7 protein-coding genes are annotated in these 12,212 nt (G+C 49.2%); 3 read left to right on the top strand and 4 right to left on the bottom strand.

The annotated features are described in order from the left end of the window. The 3 genes from ACYVAM_RS21520 to ACYVAM_RS21510 form a co-directional block, all read right to left on the bottom strand. Nucleotides 1-1,045 (bottom strand): putative Ig domain-containing protein (locus ACYVAM_RS21520; RefSeq protein ID WP_461070835.1); only part of this gene is annotated, 1,045 nt, incomplete at its 3' end. A 1,269-nt stretch (nucleotides 1,046-2,314) separates the two neighbouring features. Further along, the gene (locus ACYVAM_RS21515) at nucleotides 2,315-5,242 is read right to left on the bottom strand and encodes a 7TM-DISM domain-containing protein (protein WP_461070833.1); all 2,928 of its coding nucleotides are present in this window, start codon (nucleotides 5,240-5,242) and stop codon (nucleotides 2,315-2,317) included. Between the two features lie 1,558 nt (nucleotides 5,243-6,800). Further along, on the bottom strand, nucleotides 6,801-7,367 hold the full coding sequence (locus ACYVAM_RS21510) for a hypothetical protein (protein ID WP_461070831.1): 567 nt from the start codon (nucleotides 7,365-7,367) through the stop codon (nucleotides 6,801-6,803). Between the two features lie 216 nt (nucleotides 7,368-7,583). Here ACYVAM_RS21510 and ACYVAM_RS21505 point away from each other — a divergent pair, with 216 nt between their 5' ends. The 3 genes from ACYVAM_RS21505 (at nucleotide 7,584) to ACYVAM_RS21495 (ending at nucleotide 9,977) form a co-directional block, all read left to right on the top strand. Further along, on the top strand, nucleotides 7,584-8,447 hold the full coding sequence (locus tag ACYVAM_RS21505; protein ID WP_461070829.1) for an AraC family transcriptional regulator: 864 nt from the start codon (nucleotides 7,584-7,586) through the stop codon (nucleotides 8,445-8,447). Between the two features lie 75 nt (nucleotides 8,448-8,522). After that, nucleotides 8,523-9,338 (top strand): inositol monophosphatase family protein, encoded by an 816-nt coding sequence (locus ACYVAM_RS21500; RefSeq protein WP_461070827.1) that lies wholly within the window; start codon nucleotides 8,523-8,525, stop codon nucleotides 9,336-9,338. Between the two features lie 12 nt (nucleotides 9,339-9,350). Next, on the top strand, nucleotides 9,351-9,977 hold the full coding sequence (locus ACYVAM_RS21495; protein WP_461070825.1) for an NAD(P)-dependent oxidoreductase: 627 nt from the start codon (nucleotides 9,351-9,353) through the stop codon (nucleotides 9,975-9,977). A gap of 330 nt (nucleotides 9,978-10,307) precedes the next feature. On the opposite strand, the gene ACYVAM_RS21490 is transcribed toward ACYVAM_RS21495, so the two are convergent. Further along, nucleotides 10,308-11,936 carry a S8 family peptidase gene (locus ACYVAM_RS21490; RefSeq protein WP_461070823.1) on the bottom strand — a complete coding sequence of 543 codons (1,629 nt, stop codon included), beginning with the start codon at nucleotides 11,934-11,936 and terminating at the stop codon, nucleotides 10,308-10,310. Nucleotides 11,937-12,212 lie beyond the last annotated feature (276 nt).

The following is a 12,212-nucleotide window of genomic DNA, read 5'->3' as shown; positions in this document are numbered from 1 at the left end:
TGGCACTGCCTATGCAGGCGGGATTGGGCGTAGCGGCCAGCCCGGCAATGGTGGGGTTGGTTGCACTCACCACCAGCGCATAGGTCGCACTGGTGCCCGAACAGCCGTTGGCATCGGTGGCCCGCACTGTGATGGGGAAGCTCCCGCTCTGGGTGGGTGTGCCCGACAAGACGCCCGTGGTGGTATTCAAACTCAAGCTATTGGGGAGTGTGCCGCTGGCTATGCTGAAACTGCGGGGCGCCGTTCCGCCACTGGCCGTGAAACTCTGACTGAAACCTGTTCCCTGCGAACCTGTTGTGGTTGCCGGGTTGGCGACCGTGACCGTACTCACCGTCAGCGTAGCGTCCGTCGAATTAACCGAACCACCAGCGCCAGTAGCTACGCAGCGGTATTGATAGCCGTTAAGCTCAGCTACGTTGCTGATGGTTAACGTCGTGCTGGTGGCGCCCGAATAAATGGCTGTATTACTTACATTGGTAAAGCTACCATTGCCGGTGTTTACCTGCCATTGATACGAATCAGCATCGGAAGCGACTATCGTGAAGGTAGTACTACTGCCCGAGCAAACCGTTTTTGGTAATGGATGCGTCGTGAAACCAGGGGGAGACACCATGTTATACGCAAAGGGAACTACGTACGAACAGGCTCCGCCCGATGGGGTGATTTTAGCGTAGAGCGTTTGAGAACCATTAGCTAATCCTGAGGGAGAAAATGTGTTAGGTGCCGTAAACGTACCCGCCGATGTGGTCGCGGCCGCGTTGGTAAAAATGCCGTTGATGGTGCCGGCAAATGTGCCGGTGTAGGTGAAGATAGTAGTATTGGTCGGGTTTTCGTTGACGATGACAGAACCGCTGTTTGGGGTAATCGTGCCCGATAAAAATGCATATTTTAGAACACCAGTACTGGCATTGGTAAATGTCCCCGAGTTTGTTAAATTATCGACTATATTCAGGAAACTACTGTTATTAACCGTGCCTGAATTTGTTATACCACTGACTGTGATTTTGCCACAAGACAGGTTGCTGAATGTCGCTCCGGGACTCACACTAATTCCTGGTCCGCTAGAAATATTAACTATCCCAGTTTCTCTGTTCGTAAAGCTACTCCCTGGGGCACTCAATTCGATGGCAGAATAAGTACCTGTGTAATTTATTGTGCCCTGGTTACTGACATTGACAGGCCGCCCTTGAATAAATCTGAAACCAAGTCCATTCAGGAAGGACATCGTCGCTCCAGGAGCGTTGGTTATGGTTGAAGCGGATTCACTATTTCCCGAAAACCCGGCTAATGTAGTATTTAAAACAAGAGTGCCATTATTGTTTATTGTTGCCGCAATCAAAACAAATGCCGTTCCACTAATACTTGATTCAATACGAGTAATTCCATTATTAGTAAACGTAGCCTGGTTTATTTGATAGCTAAAACCTGTTGCTGTTAGATTGACAGTCAGAGTTGCTCCGCTGTTGACAACCAAAGAGGAGCCTTGACTTTGATTCATTGATTTTACCAAAGCAGTTGTGCCACTAAAAATGACGGGATCATTTGTTACGTCATCTATATAGACAAAATCATTAGAAGTTGGAACCCCTGCAGGACTCCAGTTACCAGCCACGTTCCAGTCTGTATTGACTACCCCAGTCCATATTTTATCAACGGCAAGCCCGTCGGCAACAAAAAAAATATTAAGCAACAGGAATAGGTAAAGTTTTAAATGCATAAGATAGATAGTTAAACCGTATTAGAATTGGAGCTGCCAAGTACGGCTTTAATGCTATGGGCGGCTAACACTCTCGTTGCATGATTTAACACTGTTGTCACATTTTACCTGAGAAACCGAATTTTTTACATTGAGCCATGTGCTTTACAGAGCTGAAGCTTATACTAGCACGTCTTTTCTGTCAATATTGATAATAATTTGTTTATCATGAATATCAAAAAAGTAAATACTAATTACTAAGTACAACATCCTTATTGATATATTTCAGGAGGGGAACTACCAACCAGTGCAACTGAATGATTGAGTGCAGACTAACCGATGTCTTGTCAAGATGAGCGGGAACGGTGCCCTAAGAAAGCGCTGGTCTATAAACTGAATCAAAAAGAAACGAGCCTGATGAGCAGGGCTAGAGTCCTCGTGTTTTCGCTACAACCATTGTGGTGGGGCGTGCGTGGTCCGCCATCGGGTAATAATTCCAGCGTAATCGGTTCTCCACCCGAATGCGGTCCAGGCAATAATGGACGCTTGTAGACGAGGTATTACGTAAAGTTAAGTAGTAGAAGAATAATGGATCGTTGTGTAAAACGAGTATCGCAATTAGGTTACCGGCGGAGAAGGCCGGGTTCGTGCCATCATTTTTTCAGCTTTTCCGTATTGAGAGGGAGATACCCCATATTGTTCCTGGAATACTTTGGCGAAGTAAGACAGGTTGTCGATGCCCACCGCGTAAGCGACCTGGGTTATACTTAGGTCGCCCTGCTGCAATAATTCAGTGGCTTTCGCTAGCCGGGTGTTTCGGATGAGTTCAGTAGCCGTCGTATTGGTCAAGGCTTTGAGTTTTCGGTGGAGCTGGGCCCGGCTCATGTTAACTCCTTCGGCCAGCGTTTCAACCGAAAAGTCAGGCTGGTCAAGGTGTTGCATCACCACAGCCATCAGCCGGTCAAGAAACTGCTGCTCAGCTTTCAACAGCGTCCGCTGGATTGGCTCAGCGGATTGGGTAGTAGGTAATAACTTCGCTGGCCGGTTGTTGGCCGGACTGGTTATAAAGCGTTCGTACAGCCGTTGCCGCTGCTGGACCAGGTTACGTACTCTAACCCGGATTTCGGTCCGGTTAAACGGCTTGGTCAGGTAATCGTCGGCTCCTAGTTCAAAGCCTTCGATACGGTCTTCAGCATTGGCTTTGGCTGTTAGCATGACCACCGGAATATGACTGGTAGCTTCCTGGCTCTTCAGTGTCTTACAAAAGCCGAAGCCATCAAGCCGGGGCATCATCAAATCGCAGATAACGACATTGGGCAGCAATTGAGTCGCTTTTTCCAACCCATCCAGCCCATCAACGGCTTCGATAATCTGGTAGTCGGCCTCGAAAATAGTTCGGACGTATGCCCGAATGTCCGCATTATCGTCGATGATCAGGAGTATATTCTCGGCGATTGACGAGTGATTGACGAAGAGTGAGGGGGTAGCCGTATAGTCCGCACCATTGATCGCCGTGTATCCCCCCGCCAGTGCTGAGGTACCAGCTGGCTCGGAAATACCAGCAGCCGAGCCCCTTTCGGCCAGGGGTAGCGTGACGGTAAACGTAGTACCGATGCCTTCGGTACTGGTCACAGCGATACGGCCACCTACTACATGGATTAGTTCGTGCACTAAAGCGAGCCCCACACCGGTGCCTTCATAGGGACGGTTATCCTGGCCGTTCACCTGATAGAATCGCTCAAAAATATGCGTCAGATTCGCCGGTGCAATACCAATGCCCGTATCCTTGACGATACATTGCAACGTCCCCGGTGCGCTGGTTGACGGATAATGAACCGTCAGACTAACAGCTTTACCGGCAGGCGTAAATTTAAAGGCATTGGCCAATAGGTTCGTTATTATTTTCTCCACTTTGTCGCGGTCAAAGCTTGTCCACCACTCGGTTTCATTCTGCGTAAAGGTGAATTGGATTTGTTGGCTTTCGGCCAGGGATGTAAACGAGCTGGCCAGTGTACGAAAGAAAGCGACCAGATCCCCTGATTCGTTCTCCGGCTTGAGTTGTCCTGCTTCCAGCTTACTTAGATCGAGCAGTTGGTTGATCAAACTTAACAGCCGGTTGCCATTGCGTTCGATAAGCGTGAGTGATGCCTCGGTCGGGAAACGTTGTTTCAGCTCGGCCAGGGGTCCCAGGATCAACGTCAACGGCGTACGAAACTCATGGGAAATGTTGGTAAAGAACTGCGTTTTGAGCGCATCCAATGCCTGGAGTTTATCCACTTCTACTTTTTCCTGCATCAGCGCATTTGCCGTAGTAATGCGCTCGCGGATGTACGACCGCACAATCCGGCCCAGTACCAGCGACATAGACACCATCTCGATCGCCAGAGCCGCTAAGGCTAATGGGGAAATAGCCGGATTGTACGGAATCAGCTTTAGTGATTGCAGCTGGTAGAGTGAAAAGGGAATTGTGCAGAGCGCAATGGGAAGTACGAAGTATAAAGAAGGACGCTGGCCTACTGCCCAGATCAGTACGACACTAACGAAAAATAATATATAGGTAAGCAAAACCAGCATAGCATAAAACTCCGCGATTAGGGCGTTCTGAATCACGAAAGGCAACAGTATGCCTACTGCACTGGCTACTATGATAAACAGCAGCATCCAGCGCAGCGGTCGAAATGCAGTCCGTTTATCCAGAAGCGTATACATCCAGCTGGCCAGGCCCAGGGGCATCAGCCGCCCCATGCCCACGTGCATCCAGTCCAGCAGATGCGGAAACCCGGCAAATAAAATCTGGTAGATGCCCGTCCGCGATAGCGTCGTTATGTAAAGCAGAAAAGTACATGCAGTGTAGAACCGGAACTGCTTGTCGGGAACGAACCGCGCCAGCACGAAGCTGTTCAGGGAGCGCAGAATGAACAGGCCCAGAAACATCCAGATGGCAAAGATGATTAACCGGCCTTTGCTGAGGTTATAGTACTCATCCCAAACGGTCACTTTGCCAAATATGGTCAAACTGCTTTCGATCCGAAAATAAACCGTGACGGACTCGTTAGTGGGTAAGCTGACTCTAAAAAATGGGGTCGTTGCGAAAAAACCCCGATCAACGTAAGCGCGCTTCAGGCCTCCCGTTAAATGCTTTACCTCACCTTGTGGATACACCAGATACAGATCGACATAGTCCAGCGTGGCGGCATCCGCCAGGCCAAGCAGCCAGTGCTTTGTGTTCTCCAGACTTTGGTTCGTAAGCGTAAACCGAAACCAGTACGTACTCGCCGAAAAACCATATTGGAAGCTCTCCGACTGGCTGGGTACAAACTCCGGCCGTTGTCGGACCTGATCAAAGGTCAAACGGCCGGTTTTGTCCTCAAAAATGCCCATGTGGCTGCCAATCGAAATAAATTGGGTGGTATCGTTCAGAACCGTCTCGGCACCTGTAGGATACGACCCGGTCACCGGGCGATTGGGTTTATCAGCCCGAACGACTCCTTTTGGTTGCCCAAAAAGAAGGAACGGAAACAGAATCAGCAAGTACAGTTTATACATAGAAAGGCAAGTCGTCCTTAAAAGTACATAGCAAACTAAGATCTACTGAGGTTCGCAATCCGTATACTTATACAATTCACTTCTCTACGAAAGCGGCTTTTTTGAACCCTAGTCCAGAAAAGAAAGGGGCTCACAAGAGGCTGAGCCGTTCAACGATGTATCTGTAATACCCTTATAGGTATCGCTCCAGGACCTTGGCTTATCGCTTAAGGATCTTGACTGCTCATACTTTGTACCACCTTCGGACTGGTAGCCAGTTTATTGGTAAAGACATTGCAAGCATACTGAATGAACGATTAACGTATAGTAATAGGTCTGTGTGTAATGGCCATTTCCCGAGTCGCGGCACTGGTCTGAGTGACTTTCATCGATTGACTCAAGGCCCAACCTATAACTTGTCGATCAACTATGTCCATACTGATCGTTAATTACAGCCAACTGGAGTTGCTCATCTCATTAGATGCCCGAATTAATGAGCATATACATGAATACGTCTTCGTTTAATACTGGAGCCTATCCATGAACGTTTCTTCGTCTCATGGATGAGGGTTTTAAGAGACGGGCTTACATGCGTATTCAGTCAAAGAACAAAACTTCAGGCTGAATACTGTTTCTGAAAACGCTGGCCGGTGCACACCCTCAAATGATTACCTTTTAAACCATTCCTTAATAGTTTTAGGATGCGTTGTCTGGTAGCTATAAACTAGGCCCAATAGCACATTGAGAACAAGGCCAATGAGCCAGCCGGCTAGCCGACCATGAGCATGAGTAGCAAATGTTCCCATAAAGATAGTCCACCCCCAAACAAGGACCATACTGAGGGTCAGCAGTAGTTTAGTGAGTTTGGCCATCGACTTGGGGGAGGTTACTACGACAGTTTTCAAACGATATGTTTCTAGCCTTCAAGGTGCCTGATAGAAGAAGTCAGAATCGAATCTATCTTACTAGTCTGGTTCGTATTTCTGAGGGCGTCATCAAAAAATTCCGCGAGCTAACAGCCACGCCCTGTTGTAGACGCATTTATCAGCCTCTCGTCTCAGGCAGGAGCATTTAGTGAGACAAAGGAAGAGATAAAACGGAAGTCACTAAGTGGGAACGACCGTAACAACTATATCATTCTGTCTTAATACAAACCAACATTTATGTTAGTACGAAATTCCAATCACCTACATAGCGAGGGTCGATTCCCACTATATTTGTTGTAGTATTTCCCTTTCTAGAGCAATTACTGATGAACTGGTTACTGATCATAATAGGGATTCTGATTGTACTCCTTGGACTTGTCATTTGGCGGTTTAGGCTCGTTAACTTACTGAGTAACGTGGAAGGCGTACGCGTGATTGACAAAGAAAAGGCCACTCGATATACCGCCTGTTACCTAGCCGTATTGGGCAGTTGTTTTATGGCCCTAAGCTACTGTATTGAGGGGCTTAGCGAGCGCCAGTTGATCTTGATCATCGCCTGCTTTATTCCTCTTAACTTGGTGGTTCTCATTGCGTATATGCTCGCTCAGAGTCGAAATATGAACTAGAGCTAGGAATATAGGCTGTATCGTTACCTAGTGGGCAACATCATAAATTGACTCGAGGGCGGCTTGAGCCTGTGCGCCTTTGGTGGTGCCAATCAAAACGAATTCCCCGGTATGAAGTACTAGTTGAATGCCTACTACTCCTGAGACCGTATAAGCCTTGTTTTTAGGGTAGTTTCCATAGCCCCAGCCGCCATACTCTTTTAGGGGACTGTAAGTTCTGATATAACACGATTTGATCTGATGCCAGCCAATTAATTTGGCTCGGCGTTGAAAGGGCGCGAATTGATAGGAGATACCAAGTGAATTAATAGTAGTCGTTAGGTTGGCAGTTAAGGTAAAATAGGTCAGTAGCCAGCTCCCGATCAGCAGTAGGATCAAAACCACATTGGGAGCGACCTTAGTGCCTAAGGGATGGCCCAATATACTTTGTAGGAGAAAGAGAATGAAGAAAAACAGGTTGATAACCACCAATAGGCCAATGACCGGCCACTGCCGGAGGTATTGTTTCTCAAAGAACAGCGTCTGATTCTGCATTGGTGTTGACCACGTGAGGTTGTGTTCGCAAAAGTACCAGTTCGTAAGCGACATACTCATGTACAATCCGTTTGGTGAAGAGAAGCATGAACGCGCCTTCGAGTCTCACGAGTGAGCGTTAAATGAGACTTTCTTGATTTGATCAAAGCAGGCTTTTTTTAAGGCTGGATTAGTTCTTACTTCGTGAAGCGTTTTTATCGTGGCCTGCTCTGCGATTTGACCATGTGAGCCCTTAATCGGTTCGCTAAGGCTTTTTTAAAATAACTGGTTACGCCCTTGAAACAACAAAAGGACACTATCCGCCAATTTGACCTCTCGCCTTTAGCCAGAGCGGGTTTACTGCTCAAAAATATGCGAGACCAGATTGGGCAGGGAGAGCATGATGTATCAAAGCCCCACCGCGAGAGGCATTACCAATTCATGTTGGCCACGCAGGGCAAACTGACCCTTACCATCGACTTCAATCTAGTAACTGTTATAGCTCCTGCGGTGTTGTTGATCGCGCCGGGGCAGGTGCATCAGGTAGTGATGGCTACAGACTTGCAGGGATGGGCTATTGGCTTTGAACCCTCGTTAATGGATGGTGAGTTTCAGCAGGTACTGACCAAGCTGTTTCGGAGTTCGCTCGTCATCCAGCCTCCACTTTCCCTACTGGACCAAAGCAGCAGTCTGCTTCAAGTACTCGAGAAAGTGCAACAGGGTCCATCCCATGCGTATACGGGCCGCACTCTGCAAACCCTACTGATGGCCTTGCTTAGTATGCTGGCAGGCCTGCTTACAGCCACCGCGGTTCATCCCAAATCACCAGAACGGCGGGCGGTGGTGATCGAACAGGCATTTTATCAACTGGTAGAACAGCACTTTATAGCCTGGAAACAACCGGCTCAATACGCCGATGCACTGGCCATCACAGTCTCCCACCTCAATGACGTGGTGAAGGTCATCACCGGTTTCTCGCCCTCAACGCTGATTCAGGATCGATCGATTCTTGAAGCGAAACGACTCTTATATTATACCCAACTGAGTGTCAAAGAGATCGGCTATCAGCTGGGCTACGAAGAACCCGTTTATTTCAACAAGCTCTTCCGCAAGCTGACGGGTCAGACTCCGCTGAGCTTTCGGCAACAAGTCCGCGATTAAGACCATCATTCCGGCCAAAGGGCCTATATTAGAGCGGTCGTTTTAAGGTTGTTTTGCAGACGAAATTAATCCGTTATGCAACTCGAACCAACCACCCAACTCGTCCTGGAGGCCGTTCGCCAGATTGGCGATACGTTTCTGAAGGAATACCGCCAAACGCCAGTTCCCCAGGACTTGGCCACGCTCCAGCAGCAACTGACTCGGATCGATGAGCGGTGTTTACCCGCGTTGAAAGAAGCGATTACGCCCGCTTTCCCCAACACGCCTTGGTTCATCGGCGATGAGTTCGACAGCACTGGGCAAAAACAACCGCTTGACCTTCCTGAGTACTGGCTGTGCGATGCCATGGACGGGGCGATCCAGTACCTGCAACACTTACCCGGCTGGACGATCAATCTGGTCCTCATCCGCGCCGGGAAACCTTATTTGTCGGTGGTGTATTCCCCATTAGACGAAGACTTGTTTTGGGCCCAAGCCGGCAAAGGAGCCTTTCTGAACGGGAAAGCCATCCGTCCCAGTACCAAAACCGACCCCAGCGTGATGCTGGCGGTCGTTGAATACGGCCATCAGCACGAGGCCAATCCAACCCCTTATCTTAATGAACAGGTGGGTAGGGCGGTTACCCGGCTACTGGATCACGTTGGCATTGTGCGCAACTATGGTCCACACGGACTGCAACTAGCTTCGGTTGGTGCCGGGCGTATTGACCTGTTTTATCAACCCGGCCTGGATACGTTTAATTGGCTGGCCGGTCTGCTTATTGCTCAAGAAGCTGGGGCTAGCGTACTAACGATCACCGGTCAACCTTGGCACTGGGGTGATACCAGTCTATTGGTCATGGCACCCAGCACTGAGACGGTCATTCTGAAGAACATTGTCGTTCCCTCATAACTACAACCGATCATGCATATTACCATCATTGGTGCTTCCGCCGGCATCGGCCTGCTTGCGGTCAACCAAGCCTTAGCCCGGGGCCACCGGGTAACGGCCCTTTCCCAGGACACCTCAGCCATAGCAGACCATGCGGCCCTGACCAAAGTAAATGGCAGTGCTACCTCGGCAGCGGACCTGAAAGAGGTCATTGCCAATGCGGATGCTGTGCTGGTCACCATCGGCACCAAAAACAAAAAAGGTACGACTTTATTTACCGACACGGCCCAAGCCCTCATTAACGCGTATGCCGAAACAAAATCGACGGCTTCCCTGCTGGTCATCACAGGGTTTGGCACCGGCGAAAGCCGAGCTTACCTGGGTCTATTTATGAAGTTTATTATCCATTTTTTTCTGCGCGATCAATACGCGAACAAAACCCGAATGGAAGCCCTGTTGGATCAAAGTTCCATTCGTTGGGAGGCTGTACAGCCGGGTATGCTTACCGACGGCGCGCTTACGAGGACCTACCGGGTAATGCCTACCCTGCAAAGGGGAATGAACGTCGGCCGTATTGCCCGCGCCGATGTCGCGGACTTCTTGCTAAATCAGGCCGAGAACCCGACTCTACTAGGTAAACGGGTAGCGATCAGTTCTTAGGTAGCTCTATTTAGTTGATCATTATATTTCCCTACTAAGTGAGTCACCAAATTAGCGAGCCTATTGGTACTGCTTAGTCAACCGAGTAATGTTCATCATCTCAGTACACCCCAATTAAGAAGTAGATATATGAACGATCCTAGGTCTCAGGCACGAGGGTTTTATAAGACGTTTTTTCAATCTGTCAACCTTAGTTCGTCCAATACGTCATCGATTTGCTCACCAATCAATATCTTCAAGCGTAGGTCTATGACTAGCTTTAGGTGGTGTAGTAAACAAGGCGACAGAGAGCGTATTCAGACAACCAAAAATAGCTTGATCAGACACTAGTTAATGGGTAGAACGCTGTTCGGCTAGCACTAACTTGATGGCTTCATGTAAATTAACAATACCCCCCGTTCGGGATAGACTCGCAAAATCGACCGTTTGTCGGGTACCTGGCTTGAGCACAGGGGTGTGGTAGACCACGGCCGACTGCAAAATAATACGCTTTATTTCGACTGGGGTGAGTTTGGGAAAGTACGTTTTCAGCACAGCGGCAATGCCGGCTACTATTGGCGTTGCCATGCTGGTGCCACTGTTTGGCTCATAGCCATTTTTGGGCGTGGTTGATTGAATCATTACCCCCGGCGCAAATACGTCGACCGTTCGCCCACCGTAGTTGGAAAACTCGGCGACTAAGCTGCTGTCGTTGCTTCGGTCACTGGCGCCCACCGTAATCAGATTGGGGGCCTGCTGGCCGTTTAAAAACAGTGGGGTCGGATACATGCGGGCTGAATCCAGGTCTAGCTGGTCGTTACCGGCTACATGAACCAATAGCACCCCTTTGCGCTCAGCGTAGCGAATGGCTTCATCTACTACCGCCTGATCGGGAGAGAAGTACTTACCAAAACTCATATTGATGATCTGAGCCCCGTTGTCCACCGCGTAGCGAATGGCATTGGCCACGTCTTTGTCGCGTTCATCGCCGTCGGGATTTGCGACCAGGCTCATGATCTGTACCCGATCCGCAATGCCCTGCACGCCCAGCGCGTTGGTCCGGTCGGCCGCAATGATACCGGCTACGTGAGTGCCGTGCCGGGTACCACTTTCTGTATAACCGCCAATCGCATCGGCGTTCCCGTAACCGTATTCGGTTAGATCGGTGGGTTTGGCATCAATAGAAGGTGGGTTATACTGAGGATTGTAGGCATAATTGATTCGATTTTTTAGGCGATTATTTACCCGCTGGTGGCCGCTCTGGTAGCTGTCAATATCCTGGTTAGCGTAGCCGCGCAAGATCATGTTCTGGTAAAAAGCCTGGGCTTGTTTGACCAGGCTCGTATCGCTGGTGGGCGGATGACGTAGCGAGGCCGTATCAATCCGACTCCTACCGAAGACTCGTTTCAGGCGGGCAATAGCGACGCTGTCCTGGGCTAAGATGCGGCTATCGAACTCGTACACCTGCTTGTATTTGGCTTGTCGGCTTTCAAAATACGGTTTCACCAGTTTCCAAAGTGGAAGTTCTCGTTGCTGGGCTGGTGTCAGCAAGGCTTGCTCATTTAGGTTGCGCTCTTGGGTAGCATATAGCGGTTGAAGCCGGGCGTAGAGCCGGGTCTCTTCTTTGGGGAGAAAAGCCAGGGTGGTCCCGTCTTTGAGGCCCAGGAAATTCCAGCCGTGGACGTCATCTACGTAGCCATTGCGGTCGTCGTCCTTCTCATTACCGGCCACCTCCTTAGGATTGGTCCAACTGACGGATTTTAAGTCTTCATGGTGCCTATCGACGCCCCCATCAATGACCGCAACAATGACACGTGCCTTGGGTTTAGGCAGGGTCTGTAACAGTTGATAAGCTTGATTGGTGCTAATGCCGATGGTTTTGTCGGTCAGTGGGTCTAGGTGATGCCACTGAAGGGAGGCCTTTTGGGCGTAACCTGTCCAAGTGAGAAAGGTTAGGCTAAAAAGTAGGTTGATGCTCACTCGCATAGACTTGGCTGCATGGGGGAGAGGTATACAAATATATTTGGTTGGTTAATGGTGAAGGCATTCCGTTGAGTAAACGGTAAAACTAGTCCCATGTAAACAACTTTATCATCTCAGGCAGGAGCCTTTTAAGAGATAATTGTTCTTGAGTACTTGTCAAGTGGCATGTCACCGCGGGCTATTTGACAGAATCAGTAAGGTAATACCAGTTCATAACTGGCCAATATAGCATCTGCTTTCGACCAGATCGTTACCTAATTTTGTTCCCTTAGC

This window comes from Spirosoma horti, assembly GCF_054776595.1.
Note: the sequence above shows the minus strand (reverse complement) of the source record. Positions and strands in the feature narration are given on the sequence as shown.